This is a genomic window from Arthrobacter sp. Bz4 (assembly GCF_003075455.1).
Lineage (GTDB): Bacteria > Actinomycetota > Actinomycetes > Actinomycetales > Micrococcaceae > Arthrobacter_D.
Genome location: NZ_QDAE01000010.1, coordinates 68,421 through 92,224, shown reverse-complemented (window position 1 = coordinate 92,224; position 23,804 = coordinate 68,421). Strand labels below are relative to the sequence as shown.

The following is a 23,804-nucleotide window of genomic DNA, read 5'->3' as shown; positions in this document are numbered from 1 at the left end:
CCTACTTACTTCTGAAGGTTCCCAGCACGCACGGCCAGGTCGGACTCTTCCGGCAGGACCGAACCCTTTCCGACCAGAATGTATGACGGCGGCGGGGCTAACCAAACGCGGTCCACTTCAGAGTTGGACCGCCCGACGAGGGGGAAGGATCCTTCGTGACTGAAACCACTGACCTGTTATCAGGTGTGGACACATCAAACGCCGGCACAGCCGACGCTCCCGCTTCCAAAAGCTCCGGCCTTGCCGGGCTGAAGCTCGCCCAGCTCCAGGCTCTCGCCGGTCAGTTGGGCATCACCGGCGGTTCCAGGATGCGCAAAGGCGACCTGGTATCGGCCATCTCAGATCATCAGCGTGGTTCTGCGGTAGCGGATCGTCCCAAGGACGCCGCCCCGACAGAGGGGAACGGTGCCACACAGTCGGAAGCCAGCCAGTCAAACGGCTCCGCCCGGTCTTCGCGCCGTTCATCCAGCCGTGCCACCAGCAGCGACGCTGACACTGCAGCCGAGCCGGCACAGGATAGCGACGGCGCTGCAGCAGAGCAGACGGAGCGTCCATCGCGCACCCGGAACCGGAACCGGCGTGCCGGATCTGACGGAGTCGTGAGCCTGCCCGCCGCCGAGGCAACCCAGGCTGATGCGGCTGCCGCCTCAACCGGCGACGATGCGCAGACCGCAGACGGCTCCAACAGCCGTGACAACGGCGGCCGTGACACCAACGGCCGTGAGAACACTGGCCGCGATAGCGGTGGCGAACGAGGCCGTGGCCGCGCTCCCCGGGAAAACCGGCGTGGACGTCGCGGCGAAGAGCGAACCGACAGCACCACGACCGAGTCTTCCGAGACGTCGTCGTCGGATGATTCCTCGCGAGGAACTGACCGGAACAGCACTGACCGTAACAACGCTGACCGTAACAACGCTGACCGGAACAATGCTGACCGTAACAACGCTGACCGGAGCGCCCAGGGCGCCGGAGAGTCGAATGACTCCAACGACCAGAACGAGTCGAACGGCCGCACTGACCGTGGCGGACGCAACCGCAACGATAACCGGAACGACGGCAACGACAACCGGACCAACAACCGGAATGACGGCAACGAGAACCGGGAAGACGACGGGCGTGGGCGCAACCGCAACCGCCGCAACCGGAACTCCCGCGATGACAGCGGAAACGATCGCAACAACAACGATCGCGGTAACAGTAATGACCGCGGTAACAGCAATGATCGTGGCAACCGCTTCCGCGACCGCAACGACCGGAACGATCGTCGTCGGAACCGCAACCAGAACCCCGAGGTCGACGACGTCGAGGTCACCGAGGACGACGTCCTGCTGCCCGTCGCGGGCATCCTGGACGTCCTGGAAAACTACGCGTTCGTGCGGACCTCCGGCTACCTGCCCGGTCCCAACGACGTCTATGTTTCCCTCGCCCAGGTCAAGAAGCACAACCTGCGCAAGGGCGACGCAGTGGTGGGTGCCATCCGCGCCCCCCGCGACGGCGAGAACCAGAACAACACCCGGCAGAAGTTCAATGCGCTGATCCGCGTGACCTCGGTCAACGGCAAGCCAGCCGAGGAACTCAAGGACCGCGTCGAGTTCGCCAAGCTGGTGCCGCTGTACCCGACCGAACGCCTGCGTCTCGAGACCGAGGCCAAGAAGATCGGCCCCCGCGTCATCGACCTGGTTGCGCCCATCGGTAAGGGCCAGCGTGGCTTGATCGTTTCCCCGCCCAAGGCGGGCAAGACGCTCATCCTGCAGGCTATCGCCAACGCGATCACCATCAACAATCCCGAGGTTCACCTCATGATGGTGTTGGTCGACGAACGGCCCGAGGAAGTCACCGATATGCAGCGCACGGTGAAGGGTGAGGTCATTGCCTCGACCTTCGACCGTCCTGCCGATGACCACACCACCGTCGCCGAACTCTCGATCGAGCGCGCCAAGCGCCTGGTCGAGATGGGAATGGACGTTGTGGTGCTCCTCGACTCCATGACCCGCCTGGGCCGTGCCTACAACCTGGCTGCGCCAGCCTCGGGACGTATCCTCTCCGGTGGCGTCGACTCGGCAGCGCTCTACCCGCCGAAGCGTTTCTTCGGTGCCGCGCGCAATATCGAGAACGGTGGCTCGCTCACCATTCTCGCGACTGCACTCGTGGAGACCGGATCCAAGATGGACGAGGTCATCTTCGAGGAGTTCAAGGGCACCGGCAACATGGAACTGCGCCTGTCCCGGAACCTCGCTGACAAGCGGATCTTCCCAGCGGTGGACGTCAACGCGTCCGGTACCCGTCGCGAAGAGAAGCTGCTGTCCCCGGACGAGGTCAAGATCATGTGGAAGCTGCGCCGGGTCCTTTCCGGACTGGGCGAACAGCAGTCACTTGAATTGCTGACCAACAAGATCCGGGAGACGCAGTCGAACGTCGAGTTCCTGATGCAGGTCCAGAAGACCACATTGGGTTCCAAGAACGACGACGACTAGCAAGCTACCCGCCGCCCACGCCCTACCGGTTCGCCGGACGGTGCGTGGGCGGCTGTGCTTAACCAACCGAGTCAACAGAAATGACGGGTAAACCGCCCGAAATGGGTTATATCTGTTGAATGGAATCCGTTCGAAAGAGGAATTGCCCAGATGTTTGAGTCGATCCAGAACCTGCTCGATGAGCACGCCGAGCTGCAGCTACGGCTCTCCGACCCGGCAGTGCACTCCGACCAGGTGCTGGCCCGCAAGCTTGGCCGCAGGTACGCCGAGCTGAGCGGTATTGTCGACGCGCACACCAAGTGGGAAGCGCTCAAGGACGACCTTGAGGCAGCTCAGGAGATGGCTGACGACCCCGAGTTCGCCGCTGAAGTTCCGGTCCTTGAGAAACAGCTCGCCGCCGCCCAGGAACGGCTCCGCCGTCTGCTGATCCCGCGAGACCCGAACGACAGCCGTGACGTCATCATCGAGGTCAAGGGTGGTGAAGGCGGCGACGAGGCGGCCCTGTTCGCCGGCGACCTGCTGCGCATGTACACCCGGTACGCCGAGACGCGTGGCTGGAAGACCGAGATCATTTCTGCCAACGAATCCGACCTCGGCGGGTACAAGGATGTCCAGATGGCGATCAAAAGCTCCTCCAACGAGCCGGGGGAGGGTGTCTACGCCCGCCTCAAGTTCGAAGGCGGCGTGCACCGGGTCCAGCGGGTCCCGGTCACCGAATCGCAGGGCCGGATCCACACCTCGGCAGCAGGAGTGCTCATCCTGCCCGAAGTGGATGAGCCAGAGGAAGTGGAGATCAGCCAGAACGATCTCAAGATCGACGTCTACCGTTCCTCCGGACCGGGCGGCCAGTCGGTGAACACCACCGACTCGGCTGTGCGCATCACCCACCTCCCCACCGGCATCGTGGTGGCCATGCAGAACGAGAAGTCGCAACTGCAGAACCGCGAGGCAGGCATGCGGGTGCTCCGGTCCCGTATCCTCGCCCACCAGCAGGCGCAGATCGACGCCGCGAACTCGGATATCCGCAAATCGCAGATCCGCACCATGGACCGCTCCGAGCGCATCCGCACCTACAACTACCCCGAGAACCGCATCGCTGATCACCGCACCGGCTACAAGGCCTACAACCTCGACGCGGTGATGAACGGCGACCTGGAAGCGGTGGTCCAGGCGGGCATCGAAATGGATGAACAGTCCCGGCTGGACGCGATTGGCGAGGACGACTGAACGTCCGCTGAATCATGAACGAACAACCCCGCTCCGATGAGTCGCTCGACGCCGCCCTGGTGCGGGCCACCGGTCTTCTGAACGACGCCGGCGTGCCCAGTCCCAGCGTTGATGCTCATCTGTTGGCCGCTCATTTGCTGGGGGAGCCAGTGGGGCGGGTGAAGACCCTTGCGCTGCTGGGCGCGACGGCGCCGGCCGGGTTTTTTGAGCTGGTGGCGGAGCGTGAGCGACGGGTGCCGCTGCAGCACATTACCGGCGTCGCCTATTTCCGCCGGGTGGAGCTGGCAGTGGGCCCCGGGGCGTTTATTCCGCGCCCGGAAACCGAATCGGTGGCGCAACTCGCCATTGATCACGCCCTGACGCTGACCCGGCCCAGGGTGGTTGACCTGGGCACCGGGAGCGGTGCCATCGCCGCCGCCATCGCCGACGAAGTGCCTGGCGCCGACGTGTACGCAGTGGAGTTCAGCCCACTGGCGTATGCCTGGGCGGAACGCAATGTGGTGAGCCGGGGCGTGACGCTGATCCTTGGTGACCTGCGGGATGCGCTGGGGGAAGAAGACGGTAGCTTCGATGTGGTGGTGTCCAATCCGCCCTATATTCCGTCGGCAGCAGTTCCCCGGGAACCCGAAGTGGCGGACCACGACCCGCAGATCGCACTGTACGGTGGCGGCGCTGATGGCCTCGAGCTCCCCAAAGCGGCGGCGCTCAGCGCTGCCCGGCTGCTCGTCCCTGGCGGCTACTTCGTGATGGAACACGCCGAAGTCCAGGCACCCGCGATTGCCGCCCTTCTGACAGCAGACCTGAACTGGACCGCGGTTCAGACCCACCAGGACCTCACCGGACGCGACCGCTCCACGTCGGCTGTGCGCAGCCACCCTGCCCATCCCCACGCACCAGTGAAAGAATAATTCTGTGACCACCAGCTATGACTGCTCCGACCCCGCCCAGCGCAGCGACGGTTTAGCCCACGCCCAACGCGCCATCGCGGCCAACCAGTGTGTGGTGGTGCCCACCGACACCGTCTATGGCATTGCCGCCGATGCCTTCTCGCCGCAGGCAGTTGCCACCTTGCTGGCGTCCAAGGGGCGGGGGAGAAGCATGCCGCCCCCCGTCCTGATTCCCCGCGTACAGACGATGGATGGCCTTGCCGCCGAGATTCATCCGGACGCGAGAAAGCTGGCCGAGGCATTCTGGCCCGGCGGTCTGACCCTGATCTTCCGCGCGCAGCCGTCACTGACCTGGGACCTGGGCGACACTCTCGGCACCGTGGCACTGCGCGTGCCCGATGATCGGGTGGTCCTGGACCTGCTGGCCTTGACAGGTCCGCTGGCTGTCTCCTCAGCCAACCGCACGGGAGCGCCGGCCGCAACCACCGCCGCGGACGCCTTCGATCAGCTGGCGGGCTCCGTCCAGGTGTATCTGGAGGGCGGCCCGCGCAGCGCCACCGCCTCAACCATCATTGATGCGACGGGTGATGAACTGCGCCTGGTCCGTGCAGGCAGCATCAGCCTGGACCAGCTACAGGTCGTGGTGCCGGCACTCAAAGACCCGGCTGAGGCTACCGATTCGCCGGAGACTGCCGGCCCGAGCGACCCTGCCGGCCCGAGCGACCCTGCCGGCCCGACCGGCCCTGACGACGCCGGGACGCCGCACTCTCCAACACCCCGCTGACACGTTGCTCGACCCGGATGCCCTGGGCTGCCGCCCAACCGGGCTCCTGGGCCTGGCCAAACCACATCAGCTCCACCCGGCGCAGGCTGCCGTGGAGCCGTTCGCCGGCAAGTTTCGATACCGCGTAGCCGGCGCGCAGCAGGACGCGGCACAGCCGTCGCGGCAGCACGATGGGCGTACCACCCGCAGCCTCCAGGACAGAGCGGACGGACATCCCCTCGCTCGGCTGGAGGACGACCAACGGGACCGGTCCCTCAAAGGTGCCCACCTTGACGACAAAATCGGCCAGTGATTCGACGGACGTGACCGGCGTCGCGGCAGTACCAGGGGCTGCAACGGAAGCCAGGGGTGAGGCAGCCAACCGGGCGAGCGCCGTCGTCGTCGGCCGGTTGGCACCCTGAACCGAGGTGGCGCGGACGATGACAATGCGTGAGGCGGACGCCGCCGCCTGAAGAGCCTGCTCGCCGAGGGCCTTGCTCCGGGAATAGGCCGAAAAAGGGGCGAGGTCCAGGGACTCGTCCAGTTGGTCCCGCTGCCCCTGGACGGCAGCACTGCTGAGGTGGATTAGACGATCGACCCCGGCCGCTGCACAGGCCTGCGCAAGGATTGTTGGCAGCAGGGCATTCGCTCCACGCAGTTCGGGGGTATCACCGCTGCGGGGTGCGGCCAGGCCTGCTGCGTTCACCACCACCGAAACCCCTGCCAGCGTGGCAGTGAGCCCGGCGAGGGTCGGATGGGTGGATCCCTCGGCAGCAAGCTCGGCCACCGTCGTCGCCTCGCTGCTGAGTCTGGGCGCCGGAGCGCCAGCCACGTCGAGGCCCGCGGCCTCGGCGGCCTGCAGGATCGCCGATCCGACAAAGCCGGTGGCGCCGAGAATCAGCCAGGACATGGTCAGCGGGTTTCCTTCGCGTGGGTGGTTCGGTCGGGGTCGACCGGCGGCATTGGCTGCCACTCGGGGTCCCTGAGGATACCCCGCGATTCGATCCAGCCCCGCCACAGGGGAGCGAGACCGGACAGGGAGTGCTCGACAGCCACCAGCCGGAGCACCTCCTTGGCCGCAGTCAGGAGGGTTCCCAGGCCAAACCCCCAACGGTTGAACCTGCCATTGACGCGCAGGTACCGCGCCAGGTGGCCACGGTTCCGCATGCCGCAGTAGCGGCCCAGGTCGTTGGAATCATTCAGGTGGCGCACGCCAAGGTCGATCTGCTTCTGCGGTCTGGCCTTCTTCAGGACATATTCATTGATATAGGCGACCGGTTCGGACTGGGCGATCAGCCAACCGTAGGTGGTGTCGTCTCCGTTGAGGAAAAACCGTGGATCCGGTAGCCCAACGCGGCGCACCACATCGGCGTGCACCAGCATCCCCTCGAAACACCCAACATTGGTGTGGAACACCGGACGGTGCCTGAACACGTTGCCGCGGACCGGGAAGTGCACGCCAAGGAACGCATTGAAGTGGTGCTGCCAGAAAAACGGCTTGCCGGAGTGGTCGTAGCGGCGGCCGTGAAGGCACCGATAGGTTCCCATCCAGGGCTGAAACGCGGCGATCGCACCAGGCAGGGCTTCGACGTCGTCGTCCATCAGCCACAGCCATTCGGCACCCTCGGCGAGGGCCCGCTCAGCCCCAACCGAGAAACCACCGGACCCGCCAACGTTTTTCCGCAACCGATGATGGATCAACGGCATGGGAAGGTTCGCGGATGCGATCACCTCGTCGGTGTTGTCGGTGCTCGCGTTATTGACGACGATGACGCTGCTCGGTGCGGGATCCAGGCGTGCGATCGTTTCCAGCAGGACGCGCAGGTAACCGGCGCGGTTGAAGGTGGTGACAACCACCGTCACCGCCGTGGCGGAGGAAGCCACCTCAGTAGCCCTGATCCGACGGTGGCCCGAAGCCACGCCCGCGGACACCGGTGGAATAGGCCTTGAACCACTCAGCGAATCCTCGGAGGTCGCGGTGCTTCAGGAAATATAGCGGGTACCCACCCCATCAGCGACCAGCGATTTGACCCGCAGATACCGGCGGGTGAGGTACCCGCGGTTGCGGTAATAGAAGTAGCGTTTGAAGGCGGTCTCGGGCACCAGGACATGCAGCCGGTCACCGAGCACCTGCTGCGTCTCGGCCCACCCGGGGGGATGGCTGAGGGCGACTGTCGTCACGGTGCCGAAGGGGATCCCGGCCCGACGAAGGCGCAGCATGAAGTCAGTCTCATCACCGCGGATGAACAGTCGCAGGTCGGGGAGCCCCACCCTGAAAAAAACGTCAGTTCGAATCAGCGCACCATTGAAAAACTGGCCAACATCCTTGATGATCCCCAGCTTCTCGACCTCGGCCCGGTCATGCACCGATCGCCCCGCCACCCGGAACGGGAAGGACAGCCTGGTCGGTTCGCCGGGTGCCACGATCAGGGGCACGACGACGTCGAGTCCCTCGGCTTTGGCGGCCGCCAATAGAGTCCCAAGCGCCTCGGGGTCCTCGGGGTGGGCGTCGTCGTCCATGATCCAGACCCACTCGGCACCACTGGCCATGGCGGAGAGGATCGCCAGGGAAAAACCGCCGGCGCCGCCCAGGTTGCTCAGGGAACGGATGTAGTTCACGGGTGCATCGGATTCACGTGCAATGCCTTCGATATCCTGCGTCCCGGAATCGACCAATGCAACCGATGTGAGCGGCACACTCTGTTGGGACAACGCCAGCAGGAGGGTACGGAGGTCGTCGGGGCGGTCAAAAGTCACTGCCGCAACGGCCACGGTATCCTGCAAAACAGTCCTTTCCGGTCCACTCACAACACGCCTCGAAGGCGGTCAGGGCCGGGTAGTGCGGTTAGTATTCTCGGGTAGAGAGAGTCTATTACACCAGCACGGGCTGAGATTCTGCCGTGAGGACTCTCAGCGCACGTTTGAACATTCGCCGAGCCGTTGTTAGGAACCATGAAACTCGCTGACAGCGTGGATCCAGCCCGGGACGGGTCCGGACACCGCACCACGCCCCGATCGGAGAAGCCAGCAATCTGGCTCTGGTCACAGTATCTTTTCGACTCAGTCGCCTGGATTGTCGCAATTCTTCTGGCCCTGGTGCTTCGGTATGAACTGCTGATCAACCAGATCAATATGACCGGGGTGGTCGTGTTCTGCGCTGTGGCGCTTGTCGCCCAGCTCGCGGTCGGCCTGAGTTTTGCCCTGTACCGGGGCCGGTACAGCTTCGGCAGCTTCCACGAAGCCAAGCTGCTGGTCATCGTGACCGTCATCGTGTCGGTGATCCTCCTGCTGGTCAGTGTGGTGTTCTTCTCCATTATTGAGATCCCCCGCAGTATCGGCATCATTGCTTTCCCCTTCGCCTGCATGTTCATGGCGTCGACCCGCTATCTCAAGCGCATGTTCGTGGAGAGCAAAGCCAAACCCGGCGAAGACGCACAGCGGACCCTGATCTACGGCGCAGGGTTCCTCGGCGGGTCCCTTGTCGGCCGGATGATCCAGGACCGCGAATCCCCGTATTTCCCGGTGGGCCTGATCGACGACGACCCGGCGAAGAAGCATCTCAGGCTGGCGACGGTGCCTGTACTGGGTCGGCTGGAAGACCTCCCCGGTATCATCGCCCGCACCCGCGCCTCAGTCCTGGTGATCGCCTTCGCTGATGTCGAGGCGGCGCAGGTGCGCAAGGTGTCGGATCTGGTGGCTGGGATGAATATCAAGGTTCTGGTCCTCCCACCGCTGCGCGACATGCTGGCCACCGGAGGATCCGGTGCTGGATTCTCCGATTTCCGGGAAGTTGCGGTCGAAGACCTGATCGGCCGTCGGCCCGTGGACATCCATGCAGATGAGGTGGCAGGTTACATCACGGGGCAAAAGATTCTGGTCACCGGAGCGGGCGGGTCTATCGGGTCCGAACTGTGCCGTCAGCTCGCGCAGTTCAGCCCAGCCGAACTGATCATGCTGGACCGCGACGAAACCGGGCTGCAAACCACCCAACTGTCGATGACGGGCCGCGGCCTGCTCACCGGCAGAGACACGGTACTGGCCGATATCCGCGACGCGGATACGCTGCTCGGGATTTTCGAGGAGCGTCGGCCCGAGGTGGTGTTCCACGCAGCAGCGCTCAAACATGTGTCACTGCTGGAGCAGTACCCGGAGGAAGCCTGGAAGACCAACGTGCTGGGCACGCAGAATGTGCTCAATGCGGCCAAGGCAGCGGGGGTGAAGCACTTTGTCAACATCTCGACCGACAAAGCCGCGAACCCCACAAGTGTGCTCGGACATTCCAAACGGGTCGCCGAGAAGCTCACCGCCTGGCAGGCCAGCCAGACCGCAAACAGCTACGTGTCAGTCCGGTTCGGAAATGTCATTGGGAGCAGAGGTTCGATGCTGCCCCTCTTTACCGAGCAGATCAGGGTCGGTGGACCGATCACTGTGACTGACCCGGAGGTCACCCGCTTTTTCATGACCATCCCCGAGGCATGTCAGCTGGTCATCCAGGCCGGGGCGATCGGACGCCCAGGCGAGGTACTCATTCTGGATATGGGCGAGGCAGTCAAAATTCTCGACGTCGCCCAGCGAATGATTGCCATGTCCGGGAAGGACATCGAAGTGGTATTCACCGGGCTGAGACCGGGGGAGAAGCTGCATGAGGAACTGGTGGGGTTCGGCGAAGACGGCGCGCGGCCCCTGCATCCCAAGATTTCCCACACGTCGGTGTCAACACTGGACCCGGTGCATCTGAACCTGGTCGACTGGAAGCGCAAGGGCGGAATCGAAGGTGTATAGCGTGCAGCTGGCGGTGGTGGTCGGGGCCGCCCTAGTGCTCAGTGCAGTGCTGCCTTTTGTCCTCAAACCCCTGCTGGAAAAGCTGGGCGTGCTGGACATCCCCAATGAACGCTCCTCCCACACCACAGTGGTCATTCGGGGGGTGGGTATCACCGTTGCGGTGGGAATCGCGGCGGGTCTGATCCTTTCTCTTGTTACCGGCCTGGTAGCTGTTGACCGGTCGCTGATCCTGATTATCCTGGGGATGCTTTCGGCAGCGGCGCTGCTCGGCTGGGTCGAAGACTACCGCGGCATCTCGATCCAGGTGCGTGCGGTGCTGCAGCTGGCGATCGGCGCGCTGGGCACAGCAGCCCTGGCGTGGACCATTGGCCAAAGCTTCTGGTGGGTCCCCGTCGGCGCACTGGCGGTGGCGGCCTACGTCAACGCAGCCAACTTTATGGACGGAATCAACGGGATCTCCGGCCTGCACGGGGTAGCAGTCGGAGCGTTCTACGCCGTGGCCGGGGTCCTCAACAGCCAGCTGTGGCTGGTCGTCGCAGGCCTGGTCGTCGCGGCAGCATTCGCCGGGTTCCTGCCCTGGAATCTGGGCAGGGGATTTGTCTTCCTCGGCGACGTCGGGAGCTATCTGCTCGGCGCATCGATCGCAGCCATTGCGGTGACAGGCCTGCTCGCGGGCGTGTACCTCGAGTATCTGCTCTCGCCGGTGCTGATCTACCTCGCTGACACCTTTACTACGTTCCTGCGCCGGGTCCGGGCCGGTGACCGTTGGTACGCCTCCCACCGGGAGCATGTCTACCAACGCCTCACCGATGTGGGTCTGACCCATGTGCAGGCGGCGCTGGTCGTCACCGGCGCATCGGTGCTTACCGGAGCCGCCGGATTTGTTGCCGCGACGGCATCGCCGCTCGGAGCGGTCGCCTTCTCGCTTCTCGCCGCAGCAGTAGTGACCCTTTATCTGTATTCCCCACGAATTTTTGCCGGACGGGCGCGGGCCACCCGCGTACCGTAAGTCCCCACCTCTTCAGCCAGCACGGAGCTATTTCTATGTACGGTAGAATTGAACCGCAGTCCGCGGCATTCATCCCGTGGCCTGAGTCGGGGACTTCCCTCACATCGAATCTACGGATGGATTCCCTATGAGCACACCTGACGCCTCGGGCGTCGGTGCCCGTCGAGGCACTGCCCATCCCGCCGCTGATCCTTCGGGATCCCTGTGGTTGGGAATTCTGAAAAAATGCGTTCTGGTCACTACCTCAGCCATTGCTGTGACTGCTGCGGTCGCGGCTTTCGTCACTGGCCCGGGCGCTGCCTTGAGCGCGCTGTTCGGGTTCGCGGTCGTCGTCGCTTTCTTCGGCATCAGCCTCGCGGTCGGTCACTTCGCCGGCCGCAACAACCCCTCAGGCGCGATCGGCATCTTCGCCGTAACCTATGCCATCAAGGTCGTCGGGTTCGCGGTTGTCCTCTTCGTGTTCGGCACTCCACCCTGGCTTGAGGCGAACTGGTTCTTCGGGGGAGCGGTGGGAACTGTGATCCTGTGGCAGACGGTGGAGCTCTACGTCTTCTCCAAGGCCCGGCACCAGCTCTACAACGACCCCGCGCCGACAGCGCCGGTACCAGGAAATGAGTTCGACCGTGGCTGAAACCCATCCTCAGGACCCCCAGCAGGGTGCCTCCCGAGCCGACGCCAGCGACGACGTCAGAGGCCCCTACGGCGAGGGTGGATACAACGCTGGGATAGCAGTCTTTAGCTATATTATTGGCGGGATACTCGTCTGGAGTTTGATAGGGTGGGGGCTGGACAACCTCCTGGGAACACAATGGATAGTGCTCGTTGGAGGTCTCTTGGGTGCAGTCGGGGGTTTCTACCTCTCCCATATGCATAACCTCACCCGCGCTACACCAGCTGATCCCGGTTCGACGCCGCGGGACAGTGGCGGGAAGGCTGGGGAGAACCCTAAGTGAATGTCGAAAACTTAATGTGTCGGAGCAGTAAATCCATGCCCGATCAGAACCTGCCCAACGATGGACACTGCAGAGAGGAAACGCGTTGATCGCGCTTGCGCTCCCGGCCACTACAACGGATGAGGGTTTCATAGCCCCCACAATTGACGACACCCACTACCGGGATATTTTCCCGTGGGGCGGTGAATACGGCGTCTGGTTCGAGGGTGGCTTCGGCAAGCAGATGCTGATGATCATCCTGTCAGTCATCTTTATTGCCATCTTCTTCATCATTGCCTCCCGCAAGGGAAAGCTGGTCCCCGGCAAAATGCAGTTTCTGGGGGAGTCCGCTTACGGATTCGTCAGGAACTCCATCGGTAAGGACATTATCGGCGGCAAGGACTTCATGAAGTATGTGCCGTGGCTCTTCACCGCATTCTTCTTTGTCCTCGTGAACAATATTTTCGGCGCCATTCCGTTCCTTCAGCTGCCGAGCTTTTCCCATCCAGGTAGCGCCTACGCCATTGCGGCGATTTTCTACCTCCTCTGGGTTGGCATTGGTATCAAGAAGCACGGACTGCGTTACTTCAAACTGGCAGTTGTCCCGTCAGGAGTTCCCTGGTACATCCTGCCGATCGTGGTACCCATCGAGATCATCTCGAACTTCCTCGTCCGGCCGGTGACCCACTCACTCCGACTCTTCGCCACAATGCTGGCAGGTCACCTCATCATCACCCTGGCCGGTTCGGCCATTGAATACATGGTGCTGACGGGAAACATCCTGCTGCAGGGTACGAGCGTTCTGGTACTGGTGGGAGCTGTCTCCATGTACATGCTTGAGGTGCTGATCATGATCCTCCAGGCGTACGTGTTCACACTGCTGGCAGCCATCTACATCGAAGGCGCACTCCACGCCGACGCTCACTAGTCCTCACGACTAGCCTAAATTTCACGACTAACACATACAGACTTCCCCGTCGGGGATGATCCCAAACAACCTGTCGCAGCAAGCGGCATCTTGAAAGGAACACAATGGAAGTACAGGGTAGCCTCAACCTCGTTGGATACGGTCTCTCCGCAATTGGTGGTGGTATCGGTGTAGGACTCGTCTTCGCCGCATACATCAACGGTGTAGCGCGTCAGCCAGAAGCCCAGCGGGTCCTCCAGCCCATCGCCTTCCTCGGACTGGCATTGACTGAAGCACTCGCCATCCTCGGCTTGGTCTTCGCGTTCGTTATCGGCGCGTAATTACGCGTCCGCTACGGTCCATAGACTAGCTAAAGAAAGACGGGTGAAACATGCTTAACGCAGCGATAATGGCGGCAGAAGAGGGCACAAGTCCTCTGGTCCCGAATCTGTGGGAACTGCTCGTTACGTTGGTGGGCTTCGCGGTGCTGATGTTCATCGTCATCAAGTTCGTGATGCCGGCGTTTGAGAAGACGTTCGCAGAGCGGACTGCAGCCATCGAAGGTGGCATTGCCAAGGCTGAAGCAGCACAGGCTGAAGCAAACGCAGCGCTTGACGAATACAAGCAGCAGCTGGTGGATGCACGCACTGAAGCCAACCGCATCCGTGAGGAAGCACGCGCCGAAGGTGCGCAGATCCTCGCGGAACTGAAGGAAAAGGCCGGGGCTGAGTCAGCTCGTATCACCGAGCAGGCACACGTCCAGATTGAAGCAGAACGTCAGGCAGCTGTTGTGTCACTGCGCGCCGAAGTTGGCACGCTGGCAACCGACCTCGCCAGCCGCATCGTCGGAGAGTCGCTCTCTGATGATCAGCGGTCCGCGCGGGTAGTCGATCGCTTCCTGGCCGACCTCGAAACTCAGAGCGCAGGTGCATCGAAGTAATGGCAGGTGTATCCAGCCAGTCCCTGGCAACGGCACTCAAAGATCTGGAAACCCGTCTGCCCGGCGCAACGCTGTCGCTCGCCGAGGAACTCTTCGGGGTCCTCGACATGCTCGACAACAACGCCGGTCTCCGTCGTGCGCTGACCGATCCTTCCCGCGAAGGCAGGGATAAAGCCGCACTGGTTTCGACCCTGGTAGCTGGCAAGGTCTCGGAGCAGACAGCGTCGGTGGTCAGGGATCTGGTCTCCATGCGCTGGGCAGTGGCCCGCGATCTCGGGGACGCGCTGGAAACCCTCGGCGCAACCGCTGCAATTGCTGTAGCGGAGAACCGGGACAATGGTGCAACGAGTCTTGAGGGTCTGGAAAACGACCTTTTCGACTTCATCAGGACCGTTGAATCAAGCCACGAATTGCAGCGCGCTCTGTCCGAGCGGCAGGCAACCGTCGACGCAAGGGTAAACCTCGCGTTGAAACTGGTGCCACACGCCGGAGCCGAAGCGCAGCTGTTGGTGCGTCAGGCAGTTCAGGCGCCCCGCGGCATCAAGCCCACTCACTTGGTGAAGCGGTTCGTAGAGCTCGTGGCCAAACGGCACGACCGCTGGATTGCGAACGTCAGCGTTACCCGTCCGCTGACCGATGAACAGTTCGCACGGTTGCAGCAGGGCCTCAATTCCCTGTTCGGTCGCGAGCTCAGGACCAATGTCACAGTGGAGCCGTCGCTAATCGGCGGGGTCCGCGTCCAGGTTGGCGATGAAGTGGTTGACTCCACGGTAATCGCCAGGCTGTCTGAACTGCGGCGAAAGCTAGCGGTGTAGGCCGGGCAACCGTCCTATCTCAGACACACAACAGACTTCAATCACACACCGGTCGCCGTGAAGCAGCGGCGATCACAACACAGGAGAGCAGGGACTGCAGATGGCCGAATTGACCATCAACGCCGAAGACGTCCGTAATGCGTTGAACGAGTTTGCGGCATCCTACGAGCCCGGCAACGCCGAACGCGTTGAAGTAGGCCGCGTAAGTACCGCCAGCGATGGCATCGCCAAGGTAGAGGGTCTGCCTTCGGTGATGGCCAATGAATTGCTGCGTTTCGAAGATGGCACTCTGGGCCTCGCCCAGAACCTCGACACCCGTGAAATCGGCGTCGTCGTCCTCGGTGATTTCACCGGCATCGAAGAAGGCCAGGAAGTCCACCGCACCGGGGAGATCCTCTCCGTGCCAGTGGGCGACGCCTTCCTTGGCCGAGTGGTTGACCCCTTGGGACAGCCCATCGACGATCTCGGCGAGATCAAGGCTGAAGCACGCCGCGCACTGGAGCTTCAGGCTCCCGGCGTGACCGAGCGTAAGTCGGTGCACGAACCCATGCAGACCGGTCTCAAGGCGATCGACGCCATGATCCCGATCGGCCGGGGCCAACGCCAGCTGATCATCGGTGACCGCCAGACCGGTAAGACCGCCATCGCGGTAGACACCATCATCAACCAGAAGGCCAACTGGGAATCCGGCGATGTCAAGAAGCAGGTTCGCTGCATCTACGTCGCAATTGGACAGAAGGCCTCCACCATTGCTGCGGTACGCCAGACCCTGGAAGACAAGGGCGCCCTGGAGTACACCACGATCGTTGCATCACCTGCCTCCGATCCTTCAGGCTTCAAGTACCTGGCTCCCTATGCAGGTTCGGCCATTGGCCAGCACTGGATGTATGCCGGCAAGCACGTACTGGTGATCTTCGATGACCTTTCCAAGCAGGCTGAAGCCTACCGCGCGGTGTCGCTGTTGCTGCGTCGTCCACCGGGACGCGAAGCCTACCCGGGCGACGTGTTCTACTTGCACTCCCGTCTGCTTGAGCGTTGCGCGAAGCTCTCCGACGAGCTCGGAGCGGGTTCGATGACCGGTCTGCCGATCGTCGAGACCAAAGCCAACGATGTCTCGGCGTTCATTCCGACCAACGTCATCTCGATCACCGATGGGCAGATCTTCCTGCAGTCGGACCTCTTCAACGCCAACCAGCGTCCAGCAGTGGATGTCGGCGTCTCGGTGTCACGGGTGGGTGGTTCAGCACAGGTCAAGGCCATGAAGAAGGTCTCGGGCACGTTGAAGCTGGACCTCGCGCAGTACCGGGACATGCAGGCGTTCGCCATGTTCGCCTCGGACCTGGATGCAGCATCGCGTCAGCAGCTGACCCGTGGGGCGCGCCTGATGGAACTGCTCAAGCAGGGCCAGTATGCACCGTTCCCCGTAGAGGATCAGGTTGTATCGATCTGGGCCGGCACCAACGGCTACCTCGACGACGTACCGGTTGAGGACGTCCGCAAGTTCGAAGGCCAGTTCCTCGAGCACCTGCGGCACAAGTCGTCGGTCCTGACCACTCTGGCCGAGACCAACCTCCTTGAGGACTCCACCGTTGACGAGCTGAAGAAGCAGATCGACGACTTCAAGCAGGGATTCTTCGGCGAAGGCCACGATGGTCTGGTAGCCGGTCACGAAGAGTACAGCGCCCTCTCCGAGGACGAGGTCGACCAGGAGAAGATCGTCAAGCAGAAGCGCTAGGGAAACCGGTGCGGGGGTGCGTCAAGCGCCCCGGCACCACCCCCGGCCTTAGCCGTAATCCCCAGGTGGACTACGAAGGAAAGGACATGTATGGGAGCCCAGATCCGGGTCTACCGCCAGAAGATCACGTCGACCACGTCGATGAGGAAGATCTTCAAGGCGATGGAGCTGATCGCGACTTCTCGCATCGGCAAAGCAAGGGCACGAGTATCCTCGTCCCTGCCCTACGCCAATGCGATCACCCGTGCCGTCTCAGCAGTGGCATCGCAGTCAGAGATCGATCACCCGCTTACCACCGAGCCGGAGCAGATTCGGCGATCGGCGGTTCTCGTGATGACCTCGGACCGCGGACTCGCAGGATCCTACTCAGCGAGCGTGCTGAAGCAGGCCGAATCACTGATCGAGCTGCTTCGGGAGGAAGGCAAGGAAGTCAAAACCTACCTTGTCGGTCGGAAGGCGCAGGCCTACTTCGACTTCCGCGACCGCAAATTCGAGAACGTGTGGATCGGCGGTACTGACGCGCCGGATTTCGAAACGGCACGCGAGATCGGCAAAGCACTGCTCGCCGAGTTCGGTACGGACTTCGACGACGGCGGCGTCGACGAGATCCACGTGGTTTACACCCGCTTCAAGTCAATGGTGTTGCAGGAACCTACGGTAATCCGCCTGCTTCCCCTTGAGGTCGTTGAAGAGGAAGCAGCGTCCGAGTCGGATCTGTTGCCGCTCTACGAGTACGAGCCGGAGCCCGAAATGGTTCTGGACGCACTGCTTCCCCGCTACATCGAGTCGCGGATCTTCGCGGCCTTGTTGCAGGCCGCAGCGAGCGAACTCGCCGCCCGTCAGCGGGCAATGAAGTCCGCAGGCGACAACGCAACGGACCTCATCAAGAAGTACACCCGGCTCCGCAACACTGCGCGCCAGGCGGAGATCACCCAGGAACTGTCGGAGATTGTGGCAGGTGCGGACGCGCTCAGCGCGTCCTGACTTCGCCCCGATCGACCAGTTCCAGAACCTGCTCCACCCTAGTTAGACTTAGCCCCACGCCATCTACGTAAGTGAAGTGAGAGAGATGACTGCCCAGACTATTGAGCACGGTAGTGACTCAGTTGCATCCGGCGGCACAGGTCGAATCGCCCGTGTCATTGGCCCGGTTGTCGACGTCGAGTTCCCGGCTGACGCCATTCCCGCAATCTACAACGCGCTGACCACTGAGATCACTCTCAATGGTGAGACGCACATGATCACCTTCGAGACCTCACAGCACCTCGGTGACAACCTGGTGCGTGCAATCTCGCTCCAGGCCACCGACGGTCTGGTCCGGGGAACCGTTGTCCACGACACCGGCAGCGCCATCTCGGTACCTGTTGGCGACGTCGTCAAGGGTCACATCTTCAACGTTCTGGGCAAGCCCCTCGACGTCGAGGAGTCTCAGCTGGAGATCACCGAACGGTGGCCCATCCACCGCAAGCCGCCGGCATTCGCCCAGCTTGAGGGTTCCACCGAGATGTTGGAAACCGGCATCAAGAGCATTGACCTGCTCACCCCGTACATCAAGGGTGGCAAGATTGGCCTCTTCGGTGGCGCCGGTGTTGGCAAGACGGTGCTGATCCAGGAAATGATTACCCGTGTGGCCCGTAACTTCGGTGGCACGTCGGTGTTCGCTGGTGTTGGCGAGCGTACCCGTGAAGGTAACGACCTCTGGGTAGAAATGGAAGAAGCAGGGGTCCTCAAGGACACCGCGCTGGTCTTCGGCCAGATGGATGAGCCACCAGGAACGCGCCTCCGGGTTGCCCTGTCAGCCCTGACCATGGCTGAGTACTTCAGGGACGTCCAGAAGCAGGACGTGCTGTTGTTTGTTGACAACATCTTCCGCTTCACCCAGGCCGGTTCCGAGGTGTCGACCCTGCTGGGCCGGATGCCTTCCGCGGTGGGCTACCAGCCAAACCTTGCTGACGAGATGGGTCTCCTCCAGGAGCGCATCACCTCAACCAAGGGCCACTCGATCACGTCGATGCAGGCCGTGTACGTGCCTGCGGATGACTACACCGACCCGGCACCAGCTGCGACCTTCGCGCACCTCGACGCGACCACCGAGCTGTCGCGTGAGATCGCGTCCCGCGGTCTGTACCCGGCGATCGACCCGCTGACATCGACCTCGCGGATCCTCGATCCCCAGTACATTGGCCACGATCACTACAACACTGCGGTGCGCGTCAAGCAGATCCTTCAGAAGAACAAGGAACTGCAGGACATCATCGCTATCCTCGGGGTTGACGAACTGTCCGAGGAAGACAAGATTGTTGTCTCCCGGGCCCGCCGTATCCAGCAGTTCCTGTCGCAGAACACCTACACGGCGAAGCAGTTCACCGGTGTTGAGGGTTCCACCGTCAGCATCAAGGACACCATCGAAGGCTTCAACGCCATCGCCAACGGCGACCTTGACCACATTGCTGAGCAGGCGTTCTTCAACATTGGCGGTCTTGACGACGTCGAGCGCCAGTGGGCCAAGATCCAAGAGCAGACCGGAAAGTAGCTCTCATGGCTGAACTCGAAGTAGAAATCGTCGCGGCGGATCACTTTGTGTGGTCCGGCGCGGCGACCATGGTCAGGGCGCGCACCAGCGATGGCGAGATTGGCATCCTGCCTGGGCACGCTCCGATGCTCGCCATCCTGGCTGAAGGCGAAATGGCAATTGAACCTGTCTCCGGCGAACGACTGCTGGTTTCGGTTGACGGTGGTTTCTTCTCCGTCGACAGCAACCGGGTAGTAATCGTGGCCGACAACGCGAAGATCGGCGGCCCAGTGTCCGCGGAGACTCGCTGACAGATTCGGCGATGGACGGTCTCGGTATAGCGTTCATCACGCTCGCAGCGGTGTTCCTGCTGCTGGTGCTTGCCATTCTGGCCTTCGGTCTGCGACGTCTACAGCTCCGCGGGGCGCTAGGCACCTTCGACGCCTCCATCTGCTTCCCTCCCGAGGGATGGCGGATGGGGGTTTGTCGTTATACGGACCGTCACCTGGAATGGCTCAGGATGGCGTCCCTGAGCCCGCGGCCCCGCTACCGCTACCTGCGCAGTTCCCTGGAGCTCAAGGGATGGCGACAGCCAACCGAGGCTGAAAAGAGAAGGATTCAGCCCGGGGCGGTGGTGGTATGTCTGGACTATGAGGGTCAGGAATTGCTGTTGGCCATGAAGTTCGATGTATACGCCGGACTGTCATCCTGGCTTGAAGCGGGACCGGTTGTCGGGATCGGTACCTGGCGCTAGCGCTTCCTTTGAACAGCGTTTAACCTCTGGGGACCTCCACGCAGCTGCGTGGAGTCCCCAGTGTTTAAAGCACTTGCTGTCTAGCGGACAGCTTTGTCGCTAGAGGGCGGTAACCCCGGTAGCCTGGGGGCCCTTGGCGCCCTGACCGATTTCGAACTGAACACGCTGGTTCTCGTCGAGGGTCTTGAAGCCACCGGTCTGGATCTCCGAGTAATGTACGAAGACATCGCCGTCGGAGTCATCCGGGGTGATGAAGCCGAAGCCCTTTTCAGCGTTGAACCATTTCACAGTTCCCTGTGCCATTTGTTTCTCCTCCATAATGAAATGTTCTGACCCACACACTGCATGTGAACCCGGAGTCACTTCACGGAAACAACCTATCGGCACCCGAGATACACGGTTCCGTTTCGGATGTCACACGCTCGCAACATTGTCTTGCGAGCATGCTAAAACACGTACACAAAGACTGGAATAAGCATCACATAACGGCTAGTGCTGGTCAACGGAATTTCAACCATTGTTCGGTAAATTTATTGTCTCGAACCGAGCAAAAGTATTGGTCCGATGGCCTAGAGCGGAGCGAGCCAGACGCCTTCGCGAAGCACCGCCAGCAGGTGCAGGTCGGGGGAGACCACCACTGCGTCCGCCCGCAGCCCGAGGCGAAGGCTGCCGAGCTCATCGGCAAGACCGAGCACATTGGCCGGTACGACTGTCGCCGACGTAATGGCGTCGAGGAGTGGTACCCCGGCGGCGACGGTCCGGCGCACCACATCGAGGAGCACTGCGGTGCCACCAGCGAGGGATCCGGTGCGGTCAAGGGTGGCAACACCATCGGTGACCGTGACCGCCGACGATCCGAGGTGATACGCGCCGTCGGGGAGCCCGGTGGCCGCCATGGAGTCGGTGACCAAAGTGATGTTTTCGGCGCCAACCAGTTCGAAGACGGTGAGCACGGTCTGAGGGTCGAGGTGGGCGTTGTCGGCGATCAGCTCGACGACGGCGTTGCCCGCCTTCGCGATCCTCAGGCAGGCGGCAACCGGCCCGGGGGAGCGGTGATGCAGGGGCGGCATTCCGTTGAAAAGGTGGGTGACGGTGGGGCGTCCGGTGTACCCGTCGAATCCAGTGGAGTCCATCTCCTCCCATGCCAGTGCGAGGGAAGCGGCTGCGGTTGAGGTATCGCAGTCGGTGTGCCCGAGCGAGGGGGTGATGCCGTGGGTGGTCAGCTCATCGATCAGGGCGTCCGCGCCGGGAAGCTCCGGGGCATAGGTCATCGTCTTCATCCGCCCCCGAGCCGCATCGATCAGCGCCGCCACATACTCCGGGGTGGGGGCGACAATGTGGTCGGGATTCTGGGCGCCGCAGCGAACCGTGGAGACAAACGGGCCTTCGGCATGGATACCGGCGATCAAACCCTCTTCGGCCAGCTCCGCAAGAACTGAGAGTGCCCTCAACAGGTCGGCGGGGGGCGCCGTCATCGTACTGGCGAGGGATGTTGTGGTTCCGCTCCGTTGCAGGAAGTCAATCGCCATCCGGGCCTGGGTTGCATCGCCGCTGGTGAAGTCTCCACCGTTGGCGCCATGGCAGTGGGTATCGACGAGGCCGGGGAGAACGAGGCTTCCTGGTGGGAAGGTCCGCTCGGGCTCAGTGTCGCCGCCGCGGAACCCAGCCGCTGGTCCGGCGTAAGCGATGCGGTCGCCGTCGTAGGCGAGGACACCGTCATCAATGATGCCCGACTCAGTGGCGATGCGTCCGCGGAGGTAGTTCACGGGTGAAGTTCCTGAATTTTCGCTGCTGGCCATACCCCGATTCTATGTGCAGCGGACCCATATGGCCTGGGCACAGCAGGGTCGGGGAATAGGGGGCTGGACTTCCCTGTTCCATCAGCCATGAAAGCAATCGTCTACTCCAGCACTGGAGCATCCTCAGTTCTCTCCCTCGCTGACCGTGAGGTCTCCGCACCCGGTCCCGGCGAGGTACGGGTTCGGGTTGTTGCCTCCGGCGTCAACCCGACCGACTGGAAGGCCCGCGCCGCCGGTGATCTCGCCTTCCCCGAGGTGGTTCCGAACCAGGACGGCGCCGGCCTGGTCGACGCCGTCGGCGAGGGAGTCACCGCTCTGAAGGCCGGCGACCGGGTGTGGATCTACCTTGCTGCCCACGGCCGCCCGACCGGAACCGCCCAGGAATTCGCCGTGCTCCCGGCAGACCGTGTTGTTCAGCTTCCTGAAGGCGTCAGCTTCGAGGTCGCCGCCAGCCTGGGCGTTCCGGCGATGACGGCTCACCGTGCACTGACAGTTCATGAGAACGGTCCGGCCCGGCTTGCACCGGAGGCCCTGGCTGGCCGGATCGTCCTTGTCCAGGGGGGTGCCGGGGCTGTTGGTCACGCAGCGATTCAGCTTGCGGTCTGGGCTGGTGCAACGGTCATTGCGACGGTCAGCAGCGAAGCGAAAGCCGGGCTGGCCCGCGCCGCTGGGGCCCAGCACGTGGTGCGCTACCCGGATGACTCGATTGCCGACCGTATCCTCGACATCGCTCCCGACGGCGTCGATCACGTGGTCGAGGTTGCTCCCGGTCAGAACGCCCTGCTTGACGTCGAGGTCATCGCCAACCACGGCAGCATCGCCTACTACGCGAATAACAACGGGGATAGTTTCACGGCTCCGATCGTCCCGAGCTTCGCGAAAAACGTTCGGTGGCAGGGGCTGCTCCTCTACACGGTGGGAACCGGGGCGCTCCACGCAGCCGCAGAGGATATCACCGTTGCCCTCCGCGCGGGCGCGCTGCCCGTTGGAGAGTCCGCAGGGCTTCCCATCACCTGGTTCGCCCTTGAGGACACGGCCGCCGCACACGACGCCGTCGAGAATGGTGTCACCGGCAAGGTGCTGATCCGCGTGGCCGAGGCCTAGAAGAGGCGCGACTCGACGTCGTCGACGCCACGCATCATGTCGTAGTCGAGTACCAGGCAGTCGATACCCCGGTCCAGTGCGAGGACCCGGGCCTGCGGCTTGATCTGTTGGGCAGCGAAGATCCCTCGGACCGGTGCCATCAGGGGGTCCCGGTTGAGGAGCTCAAGGTAGCGGGTCAGTTGCTCGACGCCGTCAATGTCGCCGCGGCGCTTGAGCTCGATGGCTACTGTGGCACCGGCAGCATCACGGGCCAGGATGTCAACCGGTCCGATGGCGGTCATGTACTCCCTGCGGATCAGGGTGAAACCAGTTCCGGCCAGGTGGATCTGTTCGGCGAGGAGCCGTTGGAGGTCCGCTTCGACTCCGTCCTTGACCAGCCCGGGGTCAACACCCAGATCATGGGAAGACTCATGGAACAGTTCGTGGATGTTAATGACCAGCCGGTCATCGCTCTTGGCATGCTGAACGTTCCACACCTCGGTGATGCCCAGTTCAGTGTCGGCCTCCTCGGGAGTGGAGATCCGCAGCGAGGCTGGCGGGCTCATCCAGTTGAGCGGCTTATAGGAACCACCATCGGAATGCACCAACACCGACCCATCGGCCTTCACCATCAGCAGCCGGGTGGCGAGGGGCAAATGGGCGCGGAGGCGCCCGATGTAATCGACTGAGCACTGGGCTATGACTAAACGCACGAAAGCCTTCCAGGGAACTTGTGTGGTGGGGAGTACCTAAATCGTCCCACAGGACGCGGCTGGACCCCGCCCCACCGGACGCCGGTTGTGCCCGGGTCGGCGATTCGTCAGGCAGACTTGACCTATGCCCCGCTCCAACCGCCCTCGCCGTCCCGGGAAGCCGTCAGCGCAGCCCGGGAGGAAGGCAGCACCGGTGCCGGAAATCGACCTGGAGCGTGCGCGGGCGGGGATACCGACCCGGGAAAGCGCTCCCGACGGCGAATGGTCCGTCCGGCGGATCACCGAGCGCAACGCGGCCAAGGACTATGTCTGTCCCGGGTGCCACCGGGTGATCCCACCCGGTCTTGCGCACCTGGTGGTCTGGCAGGAGGACTCCCTGTTTGGTGCAGCGGCCGGGCTCGCTGGCCGGAGGCACTGGCACGTCAACTGCTGGCGGACCCGCAGCTACCGGTACTGAACCGCCCACTGCAGT

The 23,804-nt window shown here is 62.7% G+C and carries 24 protein-coding genes and 1 pseudogene; 19 read left to right on the top strand and 6 right to left on the bottom strand.

Annotation, left to right across the window (positions count from 1 at the left end; all coding sequences use genetic code 11):
* Positions 1 to 155: 155 nt before the first annotated feature.
* The 4 genes from rho (at position 156) to DDA93_RS09720 (ending at position 5,372) form a co-directional block, all read left to right on the top strand.
* Complete coding sequence (rho, locus tag DDA93_RS09735; RefSeq protein WP_024477035.1) at positions 156 to 2,474, top strand: transcription termination factor Rho; 2,319 nt, start codon at positions 156 to 158, stop codon at positions 2,472 to 2,474.
* Between the two features lie 150 nt (positions 2,475 to 2,624).
* Positions 2,625 to 3,701 (top strand): peptide chain release factor 1, encoded by a 1,077-nt coding sequence (gene prfA, locus DDA93_RS09730; RefSeq protein WP_024477036.1) that lies wholly within the window; start codon positions 2,625 to 2,627, stop codon positions 3,699 to 3,701.
* A 14-nt stretch (positions 3,702 to 3,715) separates the two neighbouring features.
* Positions 3,716 to 4,609 carry a peptide chain release factor N(5)-glutamine methyltransferase gene (gene prmC, locus DDA93_RS09725; RefSeq protein ID WP_019483133.1) on the top strand — a complete coding sequence of 298 codons (894 nt, stop codon included), beginning with the start codon at positions 3,716 to 3,718 and terminating at the stop codon, positions 4,607 to 4,609.
* Positions 4,610 to 4,613: 4 nt separating this feature from the next.
* Positions 4,614 to 5,372: an L-threonylcarbamoyladenylate synthase gene (locus tag DDA93_RS09720; RefSeq protein ID WP_024477038.1), complete on the top strand. Its 759-nt coding sequence runs from the start codon at positions 4,614 to 4,616 to the stop codon at positions 5,370 to 5,372.
* Here the strand turns inward: DDA93_RS09720 and DDA93_RS09715 are convergent.
* From DDA93_RS09715 to DDA93_RS09705, 3 genes and pseudogenes are all read right to left on the bottom strand, one after another.
* Positions 5,260 to 6,261 carry an NAD-dependent epimerase/dehydratase family protein gene (locus DDA93_RS09715; protein ID WP_116778651.1) on the bottom strand — a complete coding sequence of 334 codons (1,002 nt, stop codon included), beginning with the start codon at positions 6,259 to 6,261 and terminating at the stop codon, positions 5,260 to 5,262. The genes DDA93_RS09720 and DDA93_RS09715 overlap by 113 nt on opposite strands.
* A gap of 2 nt (positions 6,262 to 6,263) precedes the next feature.
* Positions 6,264 to 7,235 (bottom strand): glycosyltransferase, encoded by a 972-nt coding sequence (locus DDA93_RS09710; protein WP_165802607.1) that lies wholly within the window; start codon positions 7,233 to 7,235, stop codon positions 6,264 to 6,266.
* A gap of 1 nt (position 7,236) precedes the next feature.
* A pseudogene (locus tag DDA93_RS09705) lies at positions 7,237 to 8,135 on the bottom strand (glycosyltransferase).
* Positions 8,136 to 8,303: 168 nt separating this feature from the next.
* Between DDA93_RS09705 and DDA93_RS09700 the strand changes: the two are divergent.
* The 13 genes from DDA93_RS09700 to DDA93_RS09640 all read left to right on the top strand — a co-directional run bounded on the left by DDA93_RS09700 (position 8,304) and on the right by DDA93_RS09640 (position 19,737).
* The gene (locus DDA93_RS09700; RefSeq protein ID WP_024475448.1) at positions 8,304 to 10,133 is read left to right on the top strand and encodes a nucleoside-diphosphate sugar epimerase/dehydratase; all 1,830 of its coding nucleotides are present in this window, start codon (positions 8,304 to 8,306) and stop codon (positions 10,131 to 10,133) included.
* A gap of 1 nt (position 10,134) precedes the next feature.
* Complete coding sequence (locus DDA93_RS09695; RefSeq protein ID WP_024475447.1) at positions 10,135 to 11,142, top strand: UDP-phosphate glycosyltransferase; 1,008 nt, start codon at positions 10,135 to 10,137, stop codon at positions 11,140 to 11,142.
* A gap of 127 nt (positions 11,143 to 11,269) precedes the next feature.
* Positions 11,270 to 11,773 carry a hypothetical protein gene (locus tag DDA93_RS09690; RefSeq protein WP_024475446.1) on the top strand — a complete coding sequence of 168 codons (504 nt, stop codon included), beginning with the start codon at positions 11,270 to 11,272 and terminating at the stop codon, positions 11,771 to 11,773.
* On the top strand, positions 11,766 to 12,095 hold the full coding sequence (locus tag DDA93_RS09685) for a hypothetical protein (RefSeq protein ID WP_019481294.1): 330 nt from the start codon (positions 11,766 to 11,768) through the stop codon (positions 12,093 to 12,095). The genes DDA93_RS09690 and DDA93_RS09685 overlap by 8 nt, the downstream gene beginning before the upstream one ends.
* 85 nt (positions 12,096 to 12,180) lie before the next feature.
* Positions 12,181 to 13,002, top strand: a complete 822-nt coding sequence (atpB, locus tag DDA93_RS09680) for a F0F1 ATP synthase subunit A (RefSeq protein WP_019481293.1) — start codon at positions 12,181 to 12,183, stop codon at positions 13,000 to 13,002.
* Between the two features lie 104 nt (positions 13,003 to 13,106).
* Positions 13,107 to 13,322 carry an ATP synthase F0 subunit C gene (locus DDA93_RS09675; RefSeq protein ID WP_019481292.1) on the top strand — a complete coding sequence of 72 codons (216 nt, stop codon included), beginning with the start codon at positions 13,107 to 13,109 and terminating at the stop codon, positions 13,320 to 13,322.
* A 50-nt stretch (positions 13,323 to 13,372) separates the two neighbouring features.
* Entirely contained in the window at positions 13,373 to 13,921 is a 549-nt protein-coding gene (locus DDA93_RS09670) for a F0F1 ATP synthase subunit B (RefSeq protein WP_024475444.1), read from the top strand.
* Positions 13,921 to 14,736 carry a F0F1 ATP synthase subunit delta gene (locus DDA93_RS09665; protein ID WP_019481290.1) on the top strand — a complete coding sequence of 272 codons (816 nt, stop codon included), beginning with the start codon at positions 13,921 to 13,923 and terminating at the stop codon, positions 14,734 to 14,736. Before DDA93_RS09670 ends, DDA93_RS09665 begins: the two co-directional genes overlap by 1 nt.
* A gap of 100 nt (positions 14,737 to 14,836) precedes the next feature.
* The gene (atpA, locus tag DDA93_RS09660) at positions 14,837 to 16,471 is read left to right on the top strand and encodes a F0F1 ATP synthase subunit alpha (protein ID WP_019481289.1); all 1,635 of its coding nucleotides are present in this window, start codon (positions 14,837 to 14,839) and stop codon (positions 16,469 to 16,471) included.
* 90 nt (positions 16,472 to 16,561) lie between these two features.
* Entirely contained in the window at positions 16,562 to 17,455 is an 894-nt protein-coding gene (locus DDA93_RS09655; RefSeq protein WP_019481288.1) for a F0F1 ATP synthase subunit gamma, read from the top strand.
* An 85-nt stretch (positions 17,456 to 17,540) separates the two neighbouring features.
* The gene (gene atpD / locus DDA93_RS09650) at positions 17,541 to 19,004 is read left to right on the top strand and encodes a F0F1 ATP synthase subunit beta (protein WP_019481287.1); all 1,464 of its coding nucleotides are present in this window, start codon (positions 17,541 to 17,543) and stop codon (positions 19,002 to 19,004) included.
* Between the two features lie 5 nt (positions 19,005 to 19,009).
* Positions 19,010 to 19,294: a F0F1 ATP synthase subunit epsilon gene (locus tag DDA93_RS09645; protein ID WP_019481286.1), complete on the top strand. Its 285-nt coding sequence runs from the start codon at positions 19,010 to 19,012 to the stop codon at positions 19,292 to 19,294.
* 11 nt (positions 19,295 to 19,305) lie between these two features.
* Positions 19,306 to 19,737: a DUF2550 domain-containing protein gene (locus DDA93_RS09640; RefSeq protein ID WP_019481285.1), complete on the top strand. Its 432-nt coding sequence runs from the start codon at positions 19,306 to 19,308 to the stop codon at positions 19,735 to 19,737.
* 99 nt (positions 19,738 to 19,836) lie between these two features.
* Here DDA93_RS09640 and DDA93_RS09635 read toward each other — a convergent pair whose 3' ends face one another.
* Both DDA93_RS09635 and DDA93_RS09630 read right to left on the bottom strand, forming a co-directional pair.
* Entirely contained in the window at positions 19,837 to 20,040 is a 204-nt protein-coding gene (locus tag DDA93_RS09635; RefSeq protein ID WP_019481284.1) for a cold-shock protein, read from the bottom strand.
* Between the two features lie 266 nt (positions 20,041 to 20,306).
* Positions 20,307 to 21,536 carry an amidohydrolase family protein gene (locus DDA93_RS09630; protein ID WP_116778649.1) on the bottom strand — a complete coding sequence of 410 codons (1,230 nt, stop codon included), beginning with the start codon at positions 21,534 to 21,536 and terminating at the stop codon, positions 20,307 to 20,309.
* A gap of 87 nt (positions 21,537 to 21,623) precedes the next feature.
* On the opposite strand from DDA93_RS09630, the gene DDA93_RS09625 reads away from it, so the two are divergent.
* Positions 21,624 to 22,640: an NADPH:quinone reductase gene (locus DDA93_RS09625; RefSeq protein WP_116778648.1), complete on the top strand. Its 1,017-nt coding sequence runs from the start codon at positions 21,624 to 21,626 to the stop codon at positions 22,638 to 22,640.
* Here DDA93_RS09625 and nucS read toward each other — a convergent pair.
* Positions 22,637 to 23,332, bottom strand: coding sequence for an endonuclease NucS (nucS, locus tag DDA93_RS09620; protein WP_116778647.1), 696 nt, complete (start codon positions 23,330 to 23,332; stop codon positions 22,637 to 22,639). The two genes, DDA93_RS09625 and nucS, sit on opposite strands and share 4 nt — an antisense overlap.
* A 124-nt stretch (positions 23,333 to 23,456) precedes the next feature.
* Between nucS and DDA93_RS09615 the strand changes: the two genes are divergently transcribed.
* The gene (locus tag DDA93_RS09615; RefSeq protein WP_116778646.1) at positions 23,457 to 23,789 is read left to right on the top strand and encodes a hypothetical protein; all 333 of its coding nucleotides are present in this window, start codon (positions 23,457 to 23,459) and stop codon (positions 23,787 to 23,789) included.
* Positions 23,790 to 23,804 lie beyond the last annotated feature (15 nt).

Excerpts from the sequence above, each read along its gene's own strand:
- prmC (WP_019483133.1), top strand. The coding sequence starts at position 3,716 with ATGAACGAACAACCCCGCTCCGATGAGTCGCTCGACGCCGCCCTGGTG.
- DDA93_RS09700 (WP_024475448.1), top strand. The coding sequence starts at position 8,304 with ATGAAACTCGCTGACAGCGTGGATCCAGCCCGGGACGGGTCCGGACAC.
- DDA93_RS09625 (WP_116778648.1), top strand. The coding sequence starts at position 21,624 with ATGAAAGCAATCGTCTACTCCAGCACTGGAGCATCCTCAGTTCTCTCC.
- DDA93_RS09635 (WP_019481284.1), bottom strand. The coding sequence starts at position 20,040 with ATGGCACAGGGAACTGTGAAATGGTTCAACGCTGAAAAGGGCTTCGGC.
- DDA93_RS09670 (WP_024475444.1), top strand. The coding sequence starts at position 13,373 with ATGCTTAACGCAGCGATAATGGCGGCAGAAGAGGGCACAAGTCCTCTG.
- atpA (WP_019481289.1), top strand. The coding sequence starts at position 14,837 with ATGGCCGAATTGACCATCAACGCCGAAGACGTCCGTAATGCGTTGAAC.
- atpD (WP_019481287.1), top strand. The coding sequence starts at position 17,541 with ATGACTGCCCAGACTATTGAGCACGGTAGTGACTCAGTTGCATCCGGC.
- DDA93_RS09655 (WP_019481288.1), top strand. The coding sequence starts at position 16,562 with ATGGGAGCCCAGATCCGGGTCTACCGCCAGAAGATCACGTCGACCACG.
- DDA93_RS09630 (WP_116778649.1), bottom strand. The coding sequence starts at position 21,536 with ATGGCCAGCAGCGAAAATTCAGGAACTTCACCCGTGAACTACCTCCGC.
- DDA93_RS09615 (WP_116778646.1), top strand. The coding sequence starts at position 23,457 with ATGCCCCGCTCCAACCGCCCTCGCCGTCCCGGGAAGCCGTCAGCGCAG.
- DDA93_RS09690 (WP_024475446.1), top strand. The coding sequence starts at position 11,270 with ATGAGCACACCTGACGCCTCGGGCGTCGGTGCCCGTCGAGGCACTGCC.
- DDA93_RS09665 (WP_019481290.1), top strand. The coding sequence starts at position 13,921 with ATGGCAGGTGTATCCAGCCAGTCCCTGGCAACGGCACTCAAAGATCTG.
- DDA93_RS09645 (WP_019481286.1), top strand. The coding sequence starts at position 19,010 with ATGGCTGAACTCGAAGTAGAAATCGTCGCGGCGGATCACTTTGTGTGG.
- DDA93_RS09675 (WP_019481292.1), top strand. The coding sequence starts at position 13,107 with ATGGAAGTACAGGGTAGCCTCAACCTCGTTGGATACGGTCTCTCCGCA.
- DDA93_RS09640 (WP_019481285.1), top strand. The coding sequence starts at position 19,306 with ATGGACGGTCTCGGTATAGCGTTCATCACGCTCGCAGCGGTGTTCCTG.
- prfA (WP_024477036.1), top strand. The coding sequence starts at position 2,625 with ATGTTTGAGTCGATCCAGAACCTGCTCGATGAGCACGCCGAGCTGCAG.
- DDA93_RS09715 (WP_116778651.1), bottom strand. The coding sequence starts at position 6,261 with ATGTCCTGGCTGATTCTCGGCGCCACCGGCTTTGTCGGATCGGCGATC.